Origin of the sequence: Dermacoccus barathri, assembly GCF_015070805.1 — a bacterium.
In the GTDB taxonomy this organism is placed as follows: domain Bacteria; phylum Actinomycetota; class Actinomycetes; order Actinomycetales; family Dermatophilaceae; genus Dermacoccus; species Dermacoccus abyssi.
Genome location: NZ_JADCTK010000005.1, coordinates 147,054 through 165,228, shown reverse-complemented (window position 1 = coordinate 165,228; position 18,175 = coordinate 147,054). Strand labels below are relative to the sequence as shown.

General features: G+C 68.7%; 18 protein-coding genes and 1 pseudogene. 9 read left to right on the top strand and 10 right to left on the bottom strand.

Features of this window, described 5'->3' with window-relative positions:
* Positions 1 to 29: 29 nt before the first annotated feature.
* Positions 30 to 1,565: an amino acid permease gene (locus tag IM689_RS10995; protein ID WP_193644004.1), complete on the bottom strand. Its 1,536-nt coding sequence runs from the start codon at positions 1,563 to 1,565 to the stop codon at positions 30 to 32.
* On the opposite strand from IM689_RS10995, the gene IM689_RS10990 reads away from it, so the two are divergent.
* Positions 1,564 to 1,806: a hypothetical protein gene (locus IM689_RS10990; RefSeq protein ID WP_193644003.1), complete on the top strand. Its 243-nt coding sequence runs from the start codon at positions 1,564 to 1,566 to the stop codon at positions 1,804 to 1,806. The two genes, IM689_RS10995 and IM689_RS10990, sit on opposite strands and share 2 nt — an antisense overlap.
* Before the next feature lie 3 nt (positions 1,807 to 1,809).
* Here IM689_RS10990 and IM689_RS10985 read toward each other — a convergent pair whose 3' ends face one another.
* Both IM689_RS10985 and IM689_RS10980 read right to left on the bottom strand, forming a co-directional pair.
* A complete protein-coding gene (locus IM689_RS10985) occupies positions 1,810 to 2,499 on the bottom strand; it encodes an HAD family hydrolase (protein WP_193644002.1) in 690 nt (229 codons plus the stop codon).
* 62 nt (positions 2,500 to 2,561) lie between these two features.
* Positions 2,562 to 3,887 carry a hypothetical protein gene (locus tag IM689_RS10980; RefSeq protein WP_193644001.1) on the bottom strand — a complete coding sequence of 442 codons (1,326 nt, stop codon included), beginning with the start codon at positions 3,885 to 3,887 and terminating at the stop codon, positions 2,562 to 2,564.
* A 130-nt stretch (positions 3,888 to 4,017) separates the two neighbouring features.
* Between IM689_RS10980 and IM689_RS10975 the strand changes: the two genes are divergently transcribed.
* The 3 genes and pseudogenes from IM689_RS10975 (at position 4,018) to IM689_RS10965 (ending at position 6,769) form a co-directional block, all read left to right on the top strand.
* Positions 4,018 to 4,953 carry a hypothetical protein gene (locus tag IM689_RS10975; protein ID WP_193644000.1) on the top strand — a complete coding sequence of 312 codons (936 nt, stop codon included), beginning with the start codon at positions 4,018 to 4,020 and terminating at the stop codon, positions 4,951 to 4,953.
* 55 nt (positions 4,954 to 5,008) lie between these two features.
* Positions 5,009 to 5,445: pseudogene (locus tag IM689_RS10970) on the top strand (VOC family protein).
* Positions 5,446 to 5,500: 55 nt separating this feature from the next.
* Complete coding sequence (locus IM689_RS10965) at positions 5,501 to 6,769, top strand: hydroxyacid-oxoacid transhydrogenase (protein ID WP_193643999.1); 1,269 nt, start codon at positions 5,501 to 5,503, stop codon at positions 6,767 to 6,769.
* Positions 6,770 to 6,873: 104 nt separating this feature from the next.
* On the opposite strand, the gene IM689_RS10960 is transcribed toward IM689_RS10965, so the two are convergent.
* Positions 6,874 to 7,107, bottom strand: coding sequence for a hypothetical protein (locus tag IM689_RS10960; protein ID WP_129665893.1), 234 nt, complete (start codon positions 7,105 to 7,107; stop codon positions 6,874 to 6,876).
* Between the two features lie 149 nt (positions 7,108 to 7,256).
* Between IM689_RS10960 and IM689_RS10955 the strand changes: the two genes are divergently transcribed.
* The 5 genes from IM689_RS10955 (at position 7,257) to IM689_RS10935 (ending at position 11,081) form a co-directional block, all read left to right on the top strand.
* Positions 7,257 to 7,985 (top strand): DsbA family oxidoreductase, encoded by a 729-nt coding sequence (locus tag IM689_RS10955; protein WP_193643998.1) that lies wholly within the window; start codon positions 7,257 to 7,259, stop codon positions 7,983 to 7,985.
* Between the two features lie 148 nt (positions 7,986 to 8,133).
* Positions 8,134 to 9,027, top strand: coding sequence for an amidohydrolase family protein (locus tag IM689_RS10950; protein ID WP_319803863.1), 894 nt, complete (start codon positions 8,134 to 8,136; stop codon positions 9,025 to 9,027).
* A 110-nt stretch (positions 9,028 to 9,137) separates the two neighbouring features.
* The gene (locus IM689_RS10945; protein ID WP_193643996.1) at positions 9,138 to 10,421 is read left to right on the top strand and encodes a threonine/serine exporter family protein; all 1,284 of its coding nucleotides are present in this window, start codon (positions 9,138 to 9,140) and stop codon (positions 10,419 to 10,421) included.
* Positions 10,418 to 10,579, top strand: coding sequence for a hypothetical protein (locus IM689_RS10940; protein ID WP_193643995.1), 162 nt, complete (start codon positions 10,418 to 10,420; stop codon positions 10,577 to 10,579). The genes IM689_RS10945 and IM689_RS10940 overlap by 4 nt, the downstream gene beginning before the upstream one ends.
* A 118-nt stretch (positions 10,580 to 10,697) precedes the next feature.
* Positions 10,698 to 11,081 (top strand): hypothetical protein, encoded by a 384-nt coding sequence (locus tag IM689_RS10935; RefSeq protein ID WP_193643994.1) that lies wholly within the window; start codon positions 10,698 to 10,700, stop codon positions 11,079 to 11,081.
* A 69-nt stretch (positions 11,082 to 11,150) separates the two neighbouring features.
* Here the strand turns inward: IM689_RS10935 and IM689_RS10930 are convergent, their stop codons facing one another.
* The 6 genes from IM689_RS10930 to IM689_RS10905 all read right to left on the bottom strand — a co-directional run bounded on the left by IM689_RS10930 (position 11,151) and on the right by IM689_RS10905 (position 18,163).
* A complete protein-coding gene (locus IM689_RS10930) occupies positions 11,151 to 12,443 on the bottom strand; it encodes a lipase family protein (protein ID WP_193643993.1) in 1,293 nt (430 codons plus the stop codon).
* Between the two features lie 121 nt (positions 12,444 to 12,564).
* On the bottom strand, positions 12,565 to 13,569 hold the full coding sequence (locus IM689_RS10925; RefSeq protein WP_227484746.1) for a 5,10-methylenetetrahydrofolate reductase: 1,005 nt from the start codon (positions 13,567 to 13,569) through the stop codon (positions 12,565 to 12,567).
* Positions 13,570 to 13,608: 39 nt separating this feature from the next.
* Positions 13,609 to 14,016, bottom strand: coding sequence for a hypothetical protein (locus IM689_RS10920; protein ID WP_193643992.1), 408 nt, complete (start codon positions 14,014 to 14,016; stop codon positions 13,609 to 13,611).
* Between the two features lie 283 nt (positions 14,017 to 14,299).
* Positions 14,300 to 14,965: a DedA family protein gene (locus IM689_RS10915; RefSeq protein ID WP_193643991.1), complete on the bottom strand. Its 666-nt coding sequence runs from the start codon at positions 14,963 to 14,965 to the stop codon at positions 14,300 to 14,302.
* 76 nt (positions 14,966 to 15,041) lie between these two features.
* Complete coding sequence (locus tag IM689_RS10910; protein ID WP_193643990.1) at positions 15,042 to 16,328, bottom strand: ABC transporter permease; 1,287 nt, start codon at positions 16,326 to 16,328, stop codon at positions 15,042 to 15,044.
* A gap of 89 nt (positions 16,329 to 16,417) precedes the next feature.
* On the bottom strand, positions 16,418 to 18,163 hold the full coding sequence (locus IM689_RS10905; RefSeq protein ID WP_193643989.1) for a pyruvate dehydrogenase: 1,746 nt from the start codon (positions 18,161 to 18,163) through the stop codon (positions 16,418 to 16,420).
* Positions 18,164 to 18,175: the final 12 nt, after the last annotated feature.

The window sequence follows — 18,175 nt, the reverse complement described above, 5'->3', positions numbered from 1 at the left end:
CGGGCTCTCACGGCCCACACGGGCGGTCGTCAGAGCGCGTCAGAGGTCTCGGCGATGCCCTCCTCGGCTGCCTCGACGATCTCGCGGTCGCTTCCTCCCGTGACCCCGTGGCGCACGAAGGATGCCACGAGGACGACGGCGGCCACAGCGAGGCTGAACCAGAGGTTCTGGCGCTGCCCGGGGTCGAACGCCATCATGACGAGCACGAGGACGATGAAGGCGATCGTCGCGTACGTGAGGCCCGGGAAGAGCCACATGCGCACACGCACGGCGACGCCGGCGGCATCCATCGCCCGGCGCGAGCGCAACTGCGTGAACGAGATGCACAGGTAGACGAAGAGTGCCGCGCACCCGGCCGTCGAGAGCAGGTAGCCGAAGATCTTGTCGGGCAGCACGTAGTTGAGCCCCACGCAGAAGAACCCGACGACGACACTCGCGAGAATGGCCGCCACCGGCACGCCGCGGCTGTTCGTCCGCCCGAACGCGGCGGGAGCGTCACCGCGTTGGCCGAGGCTGAACGCCATGCGGCTCGCAGTGTAGAGCGCTGAGTTGAGGCAGCTCGCGACGGCGGTGAGGATGGCGAGGTCGAGCAGCGTCGTCAGGCGTCCGAGGCCGATCGTCTCGAGGGTGAACTGGTACGAACCGACCTCCGCGAGCTTCGGGCTTCGCCAGTTGACCAGGGCCACGACGACGAAGATCGAGCCCAGGTAGAAGATCGAGATGCGCCAGATGACGCTGTTGACCGCGCGGCGAATGCCGCTGACGGGGTTCTTCGACTCGGCCGCGGCGATCGTCACGATCTCCGTGCCGAGGTAGGTGGTGGTCGTCGTGAGCATGGCGGCGAAGATGCCGCCGAGGCCGTCGCCGAAGAAGCCGTTGGCCGTGAGGCCGGAAAGGCCCGAGACGTCACTCGTCGGCAGCAGGCCGAGGATCGCGAGGAGGCCGACGGCGATGAACGCGATGATGACGACAACCTTGACGAGGGCGAACCAGAACTCGAACTCGCCGTAGTTGCCGACGCTCACGAGGTTGGTGGCCGTGAGGATCGCCGTGATGAGGAAGGCGAAGACCCACTGTGGCCAGTCGATCCAGTTCGTCAGGATCGTCGCCCCGGCCGTTGCCTCGACGGGGATGATGAGCGCCCAGGCCCACCAGTAGAGCCATCCGATGGAGAAGCCCGCCCACTTGCCGAGCGCGCGGTCGGCGTAGACGCTGAACGACCCGGTGTCGGGGTTGACCGTGGCCATCTCGCCCAGCATCCGCATGACGAGGACGACGACGAGACCTGCAGCCGCGTAGCTGATGATGGCGGCGGGCCCGGCCAGTTTGATCGCGTTCGCCGACCCGACGAACAGGCCCGCGCCGATGACGCCGGCGATGGAGATCATCGTGACGTGACGCGGCTTGAGGCCGGATTCGAGGTGGTCGGCGCGCGGCTCGGTGCTCGTCGCGGGCCCCTCCGGGGGCGACGCGCACGTGCGCACCGGCTCGTCGTGGCGGGTGTCGTTCTGCTGCTCTGGACTCGGTGACGAACTGCGTTCGTCACCGCCTTCGTGAGTCGACATGGCGTCCACCTTCCTCCTCAGCGGCGGTGAACACCACTCGAACGCCACGATCGGCTCACGTCGTGACGGCGTGCGGCGTCAGCTCGGGCAGGGGGCGCCCTCGCAGCACGGGCGGATCCAGCCGCAGCCGTCGCAGCGTTCGTGGGAGGTTTCCCAGCGCATCATCGTTCCGCAGTTGGGGCAGGGTTCGGTGAGGTCGGCCATGCGTCACACCATGCCACGCACCGGAGACAACCCGTGAGCCTCAGGCGAGTTCGTCGATCCACGCACCGTCGCGCAGGTTGGTGACGGCGTCGTGCACGGCCACCGCACCCGCATCCTTCAGCTCTGCGGCGGAGAAACCGCCGGTGCGGACGGCGACGCAGAGCATGCCCGGCTGCGGCACGCGACCGGCCGATTCGGCGTCCCAGGTGGCGTCACCGACGAGCACACCGCGACGGCCACCGGCCCCCTCGAGTGCCGCGACGAGGATGTCCGGCTCCGGTTTGCTGTTGTCCGCGTCGTCGGAGGAGGTGACGGCGTCGACGTCGTCCCGCGTGAGCCCGAGCTTCTCGAGCGCGGCGTCCGTGAACTCACTCTCACCCGAGCTCGCGAGCGCCACCTTGTAGCCCTTCTCCTGCACGGCCCGCACGGCGTCGGCCGCGCCGTCGAAGGCCCGCACGTCTGGCAGCATCTGGCGGTACTCGCCCTCCCACGCGGTGCGCAGTTCGTCGCCGAGGCGCTCCTCGACGTCGTCGCCGACGACGCTCGGCACGAGCTGGTCGCCGCCCATGCCCACGGCGCGGTGGATGCGCCACATCGGCGGGTGGAGGTCGTGCTGCGCGAAGGCGCGCGACCACGCGACGGCGTGGTGGTAGGTGGAATCGATCAGCGTGCCGTCGACGTCGAACAGGACGGTGTCGATGGCCTCCGCGGCCTCATCGTGCGTACTCATGCGATCAGCCAACCGCCCTTCGGGTCGCCCGGCAAGGCAGGACGCCCGAAGGGGTGACGGCGTCAGTCGCGCAGAGCCGCGAGGGCCGCGGCGCCGCCGGAGACGAGCGAGAAGAAGATGACGAACACGAGGCCCCAGCCCACCGACGCGACGTCACTGACGGTGCCGTAGTCGATGAGCCCGACGATGAAGGAGATCGCAGCGGCGGCCACGATGCCCCACAGGAACTTCGCCGGAACCTTGCCGAGAAGGTGCGCGACACCGAGGCCGATGATGGCGAGCGACAGCAGCAGGACGATGACGCCGTCGCCGTTCATGCCCGAGACCGAGCTGCCCCACACGCTGGCCCACGGGCCGAGGCATCCGATGATGACGAAGAACTGCGCCGCGAGGGAGGCGAGCAGGCCGACGCGCCCGATGCGCAGCGACCCGTCCGGGTTCTTCACCTGCAGGGCTGCGGCAGCACCCTGGCCGCCGGCACCGAACGGGCTGTTCGCGTTGTTCGCGTCACCGCCCTGCCAGGCGTTGTTCTGGCCGTACTGTCCGTTGTGGCCGGGCTGACCGTACTGGTGGCCCTGCCCGCTCTGACCCGGGAAGCCGTACTGGTTCTGGCCGTACTGACCGCCCTGCGGGGACGAGTTGTACTGGTTCTGGTTTCCCTGCGGGCTCGACGAGTCGTACCCCGCACCGACCTGGGGCGCTGAGTCGTACTGGTTCTGATGGGTCGAGAAGCCCTGGCCGATCGACGAGTTCGCACCCTGGGAGTTCTGGCCGTACTGCGCGTTCTCGGTCTGGTTGGGCTGACCGTACTGGCCACCCTGCGGCGTCGAACCGGAGGAGTTCTGACCGTACTGACCATTCGACGGCGGGGCGGAGTCGTACCGGTTCTGGTTGCTCTGCGGGCTCGACGAGCCGTAGCCCGCATCGCCTTGCGGCGCCGAGCCGTACTGGGGCGAGCCGTACTGGTTCTGCCCGTTCGAGAAGCCCTGACCGATCGACGAATTGTCCTGCCCGTACTGCTGGCCCTGAGCGTTGGCGCCGTAGGGAGACTGGCCGTACCGTCCACCCTGCTGCTGCCCGTTCTGGCCACCCGCCGCGGGAGACGAACCGTACTGAGCCTGGTCACCGGCATTCTGGGTGCCCAACTCGTTGGGAGCGGTGAAGGCCCGCGTGCGGTCCTCCGAGGAGTCGTTCTGTCCCGTCGCGCCGGTGTTCTGGGCGCCTGACTCGTTGGGGGCGGTGAACGCGCGGGTGCGCTCTTCGGACGAGTCGTGCGGGGCCCCGGCGTTGTTGCTCCTCTGAGCCGGCGAGGCACCCCACTGACGCGTCGCGTCGTCCTCCTGCCCGGGCGTGCCCTGCTCGCGCTTGGTCCAGTCGTTGTCGCTCATGACGCTCCCCCGTCGGTGGTGCTCGGTCGGTCCGATGCCGCGAGAATATCCGCCCCGCCCCCGCTACGGAGCGGTTCGGCCCACACGCGCCGTAGCGGGCCACAACTCGCCCCCGACCTACGATGGCAGCATGATCGACCCGAGCCGCCACGCCGTCCTGTGGCTGCTCATCGCGTTCGTCTTCACGACGGCGGCCACCCGCACGACGACGCGCTACATCCGCCACAAGGCCGACCGCGCCGAGGCATACCTCAAGGAGAACGCCGAACCCGGGCTCATCCGCAACATCGTCGTCGCCGGCATCCACGTGCACCACCAGGTGTGGGGCATCCTCATGGTGCTCTTCAGCGGTCTGCTGCTCATCACCTACATGCCCGAGCGGGGGCTCGCGCTCAACGTCCTCGCGGCCCTGTTCGGCATGGGCGCGGCGCTCACGCTCGACGAGTTCGCCATGTGGCTCCACCTCGACGACGTGTACTGGCAGGAGGAGGGACGTCAGTCGGTGACGGCGCTCATCGTCGCGGTGACGATCACCGCGGCGCTCGTCATCGGTGCCAACCCGCTCGACGTCGTGCCCACCGGCGACGACCTGCCCGGTGCACTGCTGTCGGCGCTCGGCATCGTCAACCTCGGCTTCGTCGTCGTGACGATTCTCAAGGGCAAGCTGCCCACCGGCCTCGTCGGCGTCTTCGTGCCGCTCGTCGGGATCATCGGCGCCGTGCGCGTGGCGAAGCCGGGGTCGTGGTGGGCGCAGCGGCGCTACAAGAAGGACGGATGGCTCGCGCGACGGGCCGAGCGTCGGTTCGACGCGACGTACGACGCGCGCTGGAACGCCATCCGCGACATCATCGGCGGCCGCCCCTACCCACGCGAGCAGATGCGCGAGGCGGTGCGGGAGCAGATGAAGGCGGCGCGCGTGCGTCGTCAGGAGCTGCCGCTCGAGCGCGCCCAAGCGCGGGTGGCACGCCAGGCCCGACGACGCGAGCGCCTAGGCAACATGCCTGGTGCCGCACAGCGCACCGGCTCCACCCGAGCAGGCGACGAGCGTCCGCCCGAGGAACCGTGAGGTCGTAGCGTCGATCGGCGCGGAGGAACAGCCGCCCCTCGGTAGCGTGACGGTCATGGCCATCACCCTGGACAACGTCGGCATTGCCGTCGACGACCTCGACGCCGCCGTCGCCTTTTCACCGACCTCGGCCTGAACGTCGTCGGGCGTGACGAGGTGAGCGGCGATTGGGCCGACACTGCGGTCGGACTCGACGGCAACCACGCCAAGATCGCCCTGCTCGAGGTGCCGGACGGCTCGGGGCGGATCGAGCTGTTCGAGTACCTCCACCCCGACGCGATCGCGACCGAGCCGACGCTGCCGCACGAGATCGGCATGCACCGTGTGGCGTTCCGCGTCGACGACCTCGACGAAGCGCTCGCCGTCGCCGCGCGGCACGGCTGCCACCCGTTGCGTGGCGTCGCGAACTACCAGGACGTCTTCGCGCTCACCTACGTGCGCGGGCCGAGCGGCATCCTCGTCATGTTGGCCGAGGACCTGACGAAGCGCTGATCTTCCGGAGTCCACTGCCCACGCACGTGCTCACCTCGGGCGTAGCGTCGGAGCCATGAGCGAGACGATCTTCACCTACGGCAGCCCGCACCTGAAGTACGGCACCGGAGCTGTCACCGAACTCGGCCACGACGCGACGACGCTGGGCGCTCGCACCGCCGCCGTCGTGAGCGACCCCGGTGTGGCTGCCGCGGGCATCGTCACCCCGGTCGTGGAGGCGCTCGAAGCCTCGGGTCTGCGGGTCGACGTCTTCACCGACTCACACGTCGAGCCGACCGACGCCTCCCTCGAGGAGGCCACCGCGTGGGCGCGCGAGCACGGACCGTGGGACGTCATCGTCGCCGTCGGAGGCGGGTCGAGCATCGACACCGCTAAGGCCATCAACCTCATGACGACGAACGACGGCGACTTGATGGACTACGTCAACGCGCCCGTCGGCGGTGGCGCGAACCCGACGAAGCCGCTCGTCCCGCTCATCGCGGTACCGACGACGACGGGTACGGGCAGCGAATCGACGACGATCTGCGTGCTCGACGTGCTCGAACAGAACGTCAAGACCGGCATCAGCCACCCGGCGCTGCGCCCGCGCATGGCCGTCATCGACCCCGACCTCACGATCAGCCAGCCTGCCGGCGTCACTGCGGCGTCGGGCATGGACATCCTGTGCCACGCGCTCGAGAGCTACACGGCCAAGCCGTACACCGAGTTCGCCCGCAAGGAAGCGTCCGAGCGGGTGCCGTACTGCGGCGCCAACCCGATCAGCGACATGTGGTCGCGCGAGGCCGTACGTCTGCTCGCCGGCTCGTTCCGCACCGCCGTCGAGAGCGGCCACGACGCCGAGGCGCGCGGGGCCATGGCGCTCGCGGCGACGTTCGCGGGCATGGGTTTCGGCAACGCGGGCGTGCACCTGCCGCACGCGAACGCCTATCCGATCGCCGGCATGGTGCGCGACTTCCGGCCTGACGGGTACGACGCCGACCACGCGATGGTGCCGCACGGCATGGCCGTGGCGCTGACGGCGCCGGCGGCCTTCGCACTGCTCTACCCCGCGAACCCGGAGCGGCACCACGAGATGGCGGCGCTGCTCGAACCGGACACGTCCACACGCGACCTCGGCCGCGACGCGCTGCCGGATGCCCTGCGTCGGCTCATGCGCGACATCGGCTTCCCCAACGGCCTCGCGGCCGTCGGTTACTCGGAGAACGACGTGGCCAAGCTCGCCGAGGGCACGATGAAGCAGCAGCGCCTGCTCGCCACCGCGCCGGTCGAGATCACGGAGGCCGACGTCGAGCGCGTTCTGCGGGAGTCGATGACGCTCTGGTGAGTCAGCTCTAGCCCTGACGCTCGTTGGGCAGGGTTTCCTGCGGTTGGGCAGTGTCTGCCGCTACCCAACCGCAGGGAACTCTGCCCAGCCTGACGCTGCCCCCGTCAGCGTCCCGCGTACCCGGGCTGCTGCTTCTTCACCCACAGGAACCACGCGAGGAAACTGACGAACGGGAAGAGGAGGGTTGCGAGCAGCGCCAACGCCTTGATTCCCCACGTGTAGCTCGAGCGCAGGATCGACACGATCGTGACAACCCAGAGGGCCACCACGGCAACGGCGAAGACGACGAACGAGCCCGTGGCGACGGCTTGCGCCCCCTCGGATCGGGCCCGGGCCATCGGCCCAGCATGCCCCTCCCGTCGGGCAGCGCCGCTCGGCTCCTGTGACGGGAGGGGGCGTGCGTGTCTCCCCAGAACAACACACCGGGGTGGGGCTCCCGCCGGTGCCTGTGCGGAATCGAACCTGCCCCCACGACGTTGCACCCGGCGTGAAGATCGACATCTGGAGCGACATCGTCTGCCCGTTCTGCTACATCGGCAAGCGCCACCTCGAGCTCGCGCTCGACGGTTTCGAGCACGCTGACGACGTGGAGATCGTCTGGCACTCCTATGAACTCGACCCGACGATCGAGGCCGTTCCCGACGGCACCCTCGTCGAGAAGATCGCCGCCAAGTACGGCATGACGCCGAAGCAGTCCGAGCGCAGCCAGGAGGACATCGCCGCCCGCGCGGCCGAGGTCGGCCTCGAGTTCAACTGGCGCGAAGCCAAGTTCGGCAACACGTTCGACGCTCACCGTCTCGTGCACCTCGCCGCGAAACACGGCCGTGCCACCGAGGCGCACGAGCGCCTCATGCGTGCCTACTTCACCGAGGGCGTCGCGGTCGGCGACACGACCGAGCTGCAGCGCCTCGGCGAAGAGCTCGAACTGCCCTCCGACCAGGTGCGAGCGCTGCTCGCCGGCACCGACTTCGCCGACGACGTGCGCGGTGACGAGGAGCAGGCCCGCGCGCTCGGCATCACCGGCGTGCCGTTCTTCGTGCTCGGCGAGAAGTACGCCGTCTCAGGCGCCCAGCCGGTCGAACTCTTCGAGCAGGCGCTCGCGCAGACGTGGAACGAGCTCCACGGCGAAGCGGGCGCGGTAAGCACCGACGCCCCCAAGGCCCAGGACGCCCACGACCACGGTCCGTCCTGCGAAGGCGACCACTGCTCCGTCTGATCCGGACGGCCCGAAGGGTCGGTGGGCATGCAAATAACCGCGTGCCACCGGCCCTTTTGTCGTTCTACAGCCTGTTCACCCGGCGCGCGCAATGAACGAACGGCCGCGTTCGCCCACCGACACCGCCCCTCTGCGGCATCCTAGCGTGGTGACGAACCCGAGCCGATACGACGAAGCTGCCCAGGTCCGCGCGTACGCCCAGCGTCTGGGCCTGCCCGGCCTCATCGACGTCCACACGCACTTCATGCCGCAGAACGTGCTCGACAAGGTGTGGGGCTACTTCGACGCCATCGAGACCGCGGCGGGGCCGTGGACGATCACCTACCGCGCCGGCGAGCAGGAGCGCGTGGCCACCCTGCGTGACTTCGGCGTCGTCCGGTTCAGCTCCCTCAACTACCCGCACCGGCCGGGCATGGCCGCGTGGCTCAACGCGTGGTCCCGCGATTTCGCGGCGAGCACGCCGGAGGCGATTCCCAGCGCGACGTTCTACGCCGAACCCGAGGCACCCACCTACGTCGCCGAGGCCCTCGACGCGGGTGCGCAGATCTTCAAGGTGCACATCCAGGTCGGCGGCTACGACCCTCTCGATCCCACCCTCGACGACGTCTGGGCACAGCTCGAGGCGAAGGGCACGCCCGTCGTCATCCACTGCGGCTCCGGCCCGATGCCCGGTGAGTTCACCGGCCCCGACCGCGTCGAGACCCTTCTCGAGCGCCACCCCGCGCTGACGCTCCTCATCGCCCACATGGGCAACTCCGAGTACGGGCGCTTCCTCGACCTCGCCGAACGCTTCGAACGCGTCCACCTCGACACGACGATGGCGTTCACCGACTTCACCGAATCGCTCACGCCGTACCCGCGCGCGTATCTGCCGCGCCTCGTCGACGTCGGCGACAAGGTGGTGCTGGGCAGCGACTTCCCCAATATCCCTTACCCCTACATCCACCAGCTCGACGCCCTGGCGCGCCTCGACCTCGGTGACGACTGGATGCGCGGCGTTCTCCACGACAACGCCGCCAGACTGCTCGAGCCCCGCTCCTAGCTGGTGACGTTTGCTGCGGTTGGTGACGGTGCAACGTCACCAACCGCAACGAACGTCACCACGAACGCGAGGGGCGGCTCGGCACGTGAAGGCCCGCGTACCATCGTCCGGTGACTGCGAGCCCCGACGCCCTCACTGACGCCCAGACGCGTCAGCTGCTCGTCTACCTCGCGGCCGCGCACATGGCCGGCGGCGCCGGCGCCCACGAGGCCACCGAGGACGTGGTGCGCGCAGCCCGCGCGATCGGTCTCCCCGGTGCGCAGATCAACGCCACCCCGGACGGTGTCACGCTCAGCCTCGGCCACGGCGCCGCGGCGACGTTCGAGTCGGTCGAAGGCTCGCTCCGACTCGACCAGACGGCACGCGTCGCGGCCATCCAGCACGGTCTCGAGACGGGCGTTCTGACGCCGGGCGCCGCACTCGACGCGCTCAAGGGGCTGCGTGCCCAGCGGGCCCGCTTCCCCGTCACCGGCATGTACCTCGGTGGGTTCACCGTGGCCGCGGGCATTGCCGGCATCCTCCAACCGACGTGGCCGAGCGTGCTGTTCGCAGCCGTGGCGAGCCCCATCACGATCGCCCTCATCCGCCTCACCGGGCGACGCCTCGTACCGAGCGCCCTCCTGCCGCTCTTCGCCGGATTCCTCGTCGCCGCGGCGGCCTTCGCCGCGTTCCAAGCGGGCTTCATCACGAGCCCGCTGCGGACGATGTTGCCGCCCGTGGCCGTCCTGTTGCCGGGTGCCCTGCTGGTCACGGGCTTGTCGGAACTTGTCGCCGGGGCCATGGTCTCCGGCGCCTCACGCCTCGCCTACGGCACGACCCAGCTCGTCATGTTCGCGGCCGGTGTCGCCGGCGCGAGCATCCTTCTCGACGTGCCCCCGGAGGCCTTCGCCAACGCGCGCGTCGACGAGATCGGCCCGCTCGCGGGCTTCGTCGGCCTCTTCCTGCTCACCCTCGGCATCTGCTTCATGGAGTCGGTGCCGCGCCGCCTCGCGCCCGGGGTCCTGTTCGTCACCGCCTCGACGTACGTGACGCAGTGGTCGGTGCAGAACTGGGTCGACGCCCCGGCCTGGGGCGGCGCACTCGCCGGCGCCTTCGTCGCGAGCTTCAGCGCCTGGGTCATCGCCCTGGCCCGCCCGACGATGTCGCGCATGGTGCTGTTCCTGCCCAGCTTCTGGCTCCTCGTGCCCGGCTCGTTGGGCCTCGTGACGGTGACCCAGCTCGGCATCGACCCGCGCGAGTCGTGGCCGACGGCGATGAACGCGACGAGCGTCGTCCTCGCCATCGCCCTCGGCCTCGTCTTCGGCACGAGCGCCGCCCGAGCCCTGCGCTTCACGCTCCGCCGCGGCCTTCGCCGCCGCGCGGACGCCCGCGCGGCGTCTACCCTGGTGGAATGAGCAACTCTCCGCGTCTGCGCGTCTTCCTGCTCGGCCTCGCCGGGGTGACCCTGGGTATCGCGCTGGCCAAGCTGTCCGGAGGTTCACTCGCCGCGGTCGTCGCCATCGTCCTGGCGTTCATCTGCTTCGTCCTGTTCCGCATGCGGACCGGTCGCTGATCACAACCTCGGGAAATTACTGTCAGGTAACTATTTCGTCTCCATTCGCCGCAGTGCCGCACGCATGTTCACGGCGCGTGGGCACAGTGATGGAGACCCCTTCCTGAGAGGAACCGCCATGACCAACCCCACCGACCGTCGCCGCGTCGACGGCGACATCACCTTCTCTGCCGCCGCCTGGATCGCCATCGACCTCGTCGCTCTCGGCGTCCTCGTCCTCCTCCTGTGGATTTTCCAGCCGGAAAAGGGCCTCCTGCCCGAGCCGAGCTGGCTCATCGACCCGGTCGTCGGCTGGCTCATCGGCACCGTGGTCGGCTTCGTCGCCTTCCGCGCGCTGCTGCGCATCCCGCCGGCAGCTGTGGCCGCTGCCTGCCTCGTGCTCGTCGCACTGTCGCCTGTCGTTTTCGTCAAGTACCCAGCGATGGGTGCGTTCTTCGCGGGCCTCGTCATCGGGCTCGGGTCGGGTGCGCTCATCCACCGCGCCCGGGTCGAACAGGCCTGACGCTCCGCGCGCACGAAGGCGCCCACCCGTCGACTTCACGGGTGGGCGCCTTCATGCGTACCGGACGAGCTACTTGAGGCCCGCCGCGGTGGAGCAGTTGCCCGTCGCGGGCGCTCCGGAGAGTCGCTGCACAACCCAGTCACGCGCGGTGAGCTGGTCGGCCAGCATCGGGTTGGCGTGGTTGAGAAGCGACTTCGGCCCGAGCGAGAGGCCCGGAATCGGCGCGTACGTCACGTTCGCGCCCTTGCCACACCAGTCGAGTGCGAGCTGCTTCGACTGAGCGTGCGGGACGACGTCGTCCGCGACGCCCGTGGCGACGCGCACGGCCGCCGTCGGCTTCATCGTGCCGGTGCGCTGCGCGCGCACGAACCCGGTGACTTCCTCGTTGCGCGCCATGACGGCCGCGATGGGCTCACCGGTGGCCGTGAAGTCGCTCGTCTTGCGGTAGCCGTAGGACACGACGGTGTCGACCGTGCACTGACCCGACGTGCGCGAGAGCATCGTCTTGCCCGTGGCGTTGACGCTCTCGTCGGCGAACGCCTTGACGGCCGCGCTCGAGCTGGCCGCCCCGTTGATGAAGTAGCCGATGACGCCCGCGATCGGGCTGCCGTCGACACTGGTGAGCACCTTCTCGAGGTCGGCCGGCGGGGCTCCCACGTAGGCGGCGGCGACGTCGAGATCCGGGGCGTACGTCGGCGCGGCCTCGACGGCAGCGGCCGAGGCGCCGCCGCCCTGGGAGTAGCCGTAGGTTGCGACCTTGGAGTTCGCCTTCACGGTGGCGCCGGGCACCTTGCTCGCGACGCGCGCGGCGTCGAGCATGGCGTGCGCCTGGTCGTCACGGTTCATGTACGTGTGCGGGCGGCCCGGCGTACCGAGCCCGATGTAGTCGGTGACGACGACGGCGACGCCCTTGGCGAGCAGGTTGTTCATGCCCTGCGTCTCGTAGTTCACCCCGAGCGACCCGGGCGTCGAGAGGTTGATGGAGCTCGCCAGCATCCGCGACGGCGCGCACTGGTCGCCCTGGCCGATCGTGCCGACGCCGTAGACGACGACCGGGCGCGGACCCGGGCCCTTCCACGCGGCCCACGGCTCGATGTAGGCGCCCGTGACGGCCGTGGGCTGCCCGTTGTCGTCCTTGGAGGAGTACATGATGCGGGTCGTGTTGCCCCACATGTTGAGGCCGGTGAAGAACTTCTGCGACTTCATGAGGGTGCCCGGCTGAGCCGGAACAGCAGCCGGGGGCGTGTAGAAGTCGCCCGTCGCCGCGGAGGCGGAAGAGGCGGTGGCGGTCGTGGTGACGCCGAGGCCGAGGGAGGCGGCACAGGCAAGACCGAGGGCGGCGGTGAAACGGGAGGGTCGCACGACGGGTCCTTCGTTCGGGGTGTGGTTTACGTCACAGTAGCGAGCCCGATCGCCCGATTGGGCCCCTTCCCGAAACTCGAAAAAGGTCGCTCGTCCGTCTCGTGGCGTCGACCGCGCGGCGTCAGCGCGTTCCGGTCTGCGCGAACGCCGAGCGCGGCGAAGCCTCGGACACACTGGACTCCGGTCCGGCCTGCGGACCCCGATCGAGAATGCGCGCGACATCCTGCGCAAGCTGCACCGTGGCCTCGATCTCCACCCTGCGAGTCGAGACGCTCTCGACGTTGAAGCCGAACGGCAACCCGAGATACCGGCAGAAGCGCGCCAGTTCGTGCGCGGCCGCGATGCAGTGTTCGTACGACGCCTCGAGCGTGTCGTGACTGCGGCGCAGTTCGTTCTGCACCCAGCGCGGCACGTCGACTCCGAGCCACTGGAGGAAGTCGAGCGTCTTCTCCGAACCGCACAGCGACAGGGTGAACACGACGCGCGCCGGCGCGACGCCACGCTCCTCACACGCATAGACGTAGTCGGAGACCATGTCCTTCGCCTCGCCCGTGTCGTAGACGACCTGACTGACGAAGAAGCCCACCCCACCGTCCTGCTTACGCAGCAGCCGCTCGTGCTCGTCCTTGCTCCGCGCGTGCCGTTCGGGGATGACGACGCCGCCGAGCAGCACGTCGCGCTCGGCCTCGGCGTGCACCTCGATGGCGCGCGGGAGGGTGGTGCGCACCGGCTTGTCCGTCGAACTCGCCCCGACGAAGACGGTGGCGTCACCGGGCGCACGCTCGTCGAGGAACGCGGCGAGTTCCTGCTCCTCGTACTTGCCGACGCAGCGGTAGACGATCGCGTTGCCCTGCCACGCGGACAGAGGCCCGGCGAGAAAAGCCGCAGGGTCCATCGTCTCGAGGTAGGGGAACGGGCGCTCGTCGCCCGCACGGTCGGACTCGTCGTCGAGGTCGTAAAGGATGAGTCCGTCGACGTCGAGTTGCTCGAGGCGCGCGAGAGCCGCGTCGGCGATCTCCTGAACCCGCTCGTCGCTCGTCGTACGCCGCGGTGGCGTCATGGCGAACAGCAGCAGTTCGCGGTCACCGGAGACGAGGTCGGAGAAGGGCGCGGCAGGGTCACTCATGGGTGTCGACCCTAGAGGCGACCCCGCCGCGTCACCGATTCACAGGACGGAGGATGAGACGCCCACCAGCGTCTGCGCCTCATGTGCGCGCGTGTCGACGTAGCGCAGCTGCGTGGCGAAGACCGAACCGGGGATTCCGCCCAGCTCGGCCATCGCCTCGGGCACCTTGCGACGCGGCACCTGGTGCGCGACGGTGACGTGCGGCAACCAGACGGCCCGGCGCAGGCCCGGCACGGCAGCACGCAGGCGACCCACGGCCTCGGCCAACTCCAGATCGGGCTCGACGACATACGCGAGGGAGACCTCGGGCCCGTCACCGAGCGCGAGGATGCCACAGACGTCGAGGCGCGCCGGCAACATCGCCCCCACGATGTCGCGCGCCAGCTGCGCCGCCCCCTCCGGCATCGATTCTGCAGTGGCCAGCACGACCCGGGGCGCGCGGGCCATCGGCGACAACGATTCCACTCCATCTGCACTGAGGCCGGCGAACCGCAGGCTCTCCTGTGCAGACTCGACGTCCGATTCGCCCCGACGTCGAGCCCCAACTCGATCATGATGGCGTTCATAAATCGATCGTATGAATGATGGGTGTGCATGGCATCTATTTAAGAGAAGTAACCCCACGCAAATGCGCGAATAGCGTTGACCGGCAATGATTTTCGTTGAAAAGTCTCTTTATGCACTTGTTGGGAAAATCGCCCACAGACGGTACGGAATTAAAAACCTATCGTCAGGAGGACGCGCTCGGGCGCTGCCTCAGACGGTGCTGAACGAAGTACACGAGTGCCACGACGACCAGCCCGATGACGATCTTCTCTGCCACGCCGACGTACGGCTCGATCACCGGCCAGTTCGCTCCGAGGACATAACCGGCGAGGACGAAAGCGGTGTTCCACAGGAGGCTGCCCAACGTCGTCAGGACGGTGAACTTCCACACGGCCATGCCGGTGAATCCTGCGGGAACGCTGATGAGCGAACGGAACACGGGCACCATGCGCCCGAGGAACACGGCCTTGTCGCCGTGGCGGGCAAACCAGCGCTCAGTACGTTCGAGATCCTCGACCTTCATGAGCGGCATGCGATCCAGGATGCGCACGAGCTTCTCGCGGCCGATGGCTCGGCCCAGCCAGAACAGGGCAAGTGCACCGATGACGGAGCCCGCCGTCGTCCAGAGGATGGCTCCCCACAGGGTGATGACGCCCTGGGCCGCGGCGAAACCCGCGATCGGCAGGATCGCCTCGCTGGGAATCGGCGGGAAGAGGTTCTCCGCAGCGACGAGCAGCCCTGCCCCCACACCGCCGATGCTCTCCATGAGGTCGACGGCGAAACCGGCGATGCCGGAGGTGGGTCCACCTTCGACACGCTCGGCGGGCTGGACGGCGAGGACGGTCGTCATACCGCCAGTTTCTCAATTCCCCCACGGTGAAGCGAAATTCATCGGGGCTGCGGCCGCGTTGCTCACACCAGGCGTGTCAGCCGTCGTGGCGCGGCGATTCGTCCGGCTCCGGCGCCGCGTGGCGCCCTCGTGGTGCCGGGTGGTCACCCGCGTCGGAGTCGGCGTCAACGTCCGTGTCGTCAGCGGTGTCGGCATCGCCAGCGTCCTTCTCAGCCGGCCCGCGCGCCTCGCTCGCATCGGCCTCACTGTGCGACGGCAGGTGGTGTTCGACGAACTCGCCGACGACGCCCACCGAGTCGTCCTCGATCTCGCTGACACCCTGCGGCGAGAAGCGGTAGGTGTTGTTGCCGACCATCCAGATCATCCACAGACCGGCGACGGCCCAGGCCAGCACGACCCACAGCGGGCGTTCGAGGTCGACACCCCCGAAGTAGGACAGGGAGCGCACCGCGTCGACACCCGCGCCGTTGGGCAGGTACGGGCCGACCGTGCGCCACGGCTCGGGCAGTACGTCGTAGGCGAACGCGCCACCGGCCGAGGGGTTTCCGAGGATGACGAAGATGAGAATCGACAGGCCGATACCGATCGTGCCGAACAACGAGGTGAGCCCGTAGGTGAACGTGCTCACGGCGAAGACGAGTGCCGCCCCCATGAGCGCAATGGGCCAGAAGTCACCGCGCAACGCGTCGAGGCCGTACTGCGCGATAGCCGTGCCGACGACGCCCGACAGGAGGGCGTAACCCGCGAAGAGGAGGAGGCGCATGCGCGCGCCGAGAGCGGAACGCGCACGAGTGCCGACGGCCGTCGTCATCGCCGAGGGCAGGAGGTAGGCGCCCACGAGCCAGGAGAGCACGAGGTAGAACGAGGCCGTACCGCGAGCGTCGTCCGGCGCTGCCTTGACGAGATCGTGCGTCTTCAACCCGCGTTCGGCCTTGTCCGCGACGTTTCGGCCGACCGTCTGCGCGACCTGGGCGCGCGAGGCGCCCTGAGCGGAGGCGTAGTACAGATCGTCGCTGCCCTTCTTCTCTGTCTTCGACGGGTTGAACACGTAGACGCCGACGACCTTGTCCTCGCGCACCTGCTGAAGCGCCGCCTTCTCATCGGTGCTGATCGTGGCGCGCACCGGCTGACCCTCGACGGCGTTGAGCTTGTTCGCGATGTACCCCGCGTTGCCCTCGTGGTGGCTGACGACGAGGAACGGCGCGTTCTTCGCGTCAGGCTTGCCGAAGGCGCCCATGTAGGAAAGACCCATGAGCCCCTGCACGAGGATGCACATGAACGCCAGGATGATCATGCGCGGCACCATCGAGCGGACGAACTGCCTTTGGTCGTTGTGAGCGGACACCGACGCGGGTTGAGACATGAGAGAACTCCTCAAGAACGGGACACCTCACACTATGCCTGTTCCGGACGCTCCGAAATCTCAGCGTCGGCGGCCGACTCACGCGAACGTCACCAGGTTCGGGGAATGTTGCGCAGGTTCGAGCGTCCCATGGCGACGGCCTCGCCGGCACCACCGTTGAGGACGATCTTGCTCATCGCCGTCGCGAAACCGAACACCTGGTCGCTCGTGATCTTCGGCGGGATCGACAAAGCCCTCGGGTCGGTGACCACGTCGACGAGGCTCGGACCCTTGTGGGCGAACGCTTCGGCGTAGGCCGCCTCGAGGTCCTTCGGATCCTCCACGCGCACCGCGTGCCAGCCCATGGCCTCGGCGATGGCGGCGTAGTTCGTGCCGGGCACGTCGACACCGAAGTCAGGCAGCTTGTCGACGAGCATCTCGAGCTTGACCATGCCCAGCGTCGAGTTGTTGAACAGTACGACCGTGAGTGGAAGGTCGTACGCGTGCGCCGTCAGCATGTCGCCCATGAGCATCGACAGCCCCCCGTCACCGGACATGGAGACGACCTGCCGCTCGGGGTAGGCGAACTGAGCGCCGATCGCGTGGGGCAGCGCGTTGGCCATCGAACCGTGCAGCGCGGACGAGATGAGCCGTCCGCGACCCGACGGGTGGATGTAGCGCGCCGACCACACGTTGCACATGCCGGTGTCGGCCGTGACGATCGCGTCGTCGGCGAGCGTCCGGTCGAGCACCGACGCGGCGTACTCCGGGTGGATCGGCGTGTGCTTCTCCACCTTGCGCGTGTAGGCGCCGACGGCCTTGTCCATGAGCTTCTCGTGCTTCTTAAGCATGCGGTCGAGGAACTTCGAGTTCTTCTTCTCCTCGACGAGCGGCAGAACGGCGGCGAGCGTCGCCCTCACATCACCGTGCACCGGCAGATCGACGGCCGTACGACGTCCGAGGTGTTCGGGGCGAGTGTCGACCTGCACGGTACGTGTGTCGGGCAGGAACTGGTCGTACGGGAAGTCGGTGCCGAGCATGATCATGAGGTCCGCGTCCTCGATGCCCTCGGCGACGGCTCCGTAGCCGAGCAGACCCGTCATACCCACGTCGAACGGGTTGTCGTACTGGATGAAGTCCTTGCCGCGCAGCGAGTGCCCGATCGGGGCCTTGATCTTCTCCGCGAGCGCCATGAGCTCGGCGTGCGCGCCCTCGCACCCGGCCCCACCGAAGATCGCCACGGTCTCAGCGCGGTTGATCTCGCTCGCGAGCTGACGCACGACGTCGTCGTTCGGCGTGACGACGCCCTTCGTCGGGATGGCGACGGGCGTGATGTCGGCCGTGGCCTCTTCGTCGGCGATGTCACCGGGCAGCGTGACGACGGCGACGCCGCCGATCGTCACGGCGTGCTGGATGGCGGCCTGCACGACGCGCGGGCTCTGCGTCGGCGTGCTCACGAGTTCGGAGTAGACGCTGCACTCGGTGAAGAGGCGGTCGGGGTGGGTCTCCTGGAAGTAGCCCTGACCGATCTGGGCGCTGGGAATGTGGCTGGCGATCGCCAGAACCGGCGCACCCGAGCGGTTGGCGTCGTAGAGGCCGTTGATGAGGTGGAGGTTCCCCGGGCCGCACGAGCCCGCGCACACGGCGAGTTCACCTGTCACCTGCGCGTCCGCGCTGGCGGCGAAGGCTGCGGCCTCCTCGTGACGAACGTGGATCCAGTCGATGCCGCCGCGAGCCGCACCGCCGGTGCGACGCACCGCATCGACGATCGGGTTGAGACTGTCGCCCACGATTCCGTAGATGCGGCGCACCCCTGCGGCCTGCAACTGCTCGACGATCTGCTCTGCCAGCTTCATCCGTACTCCTCG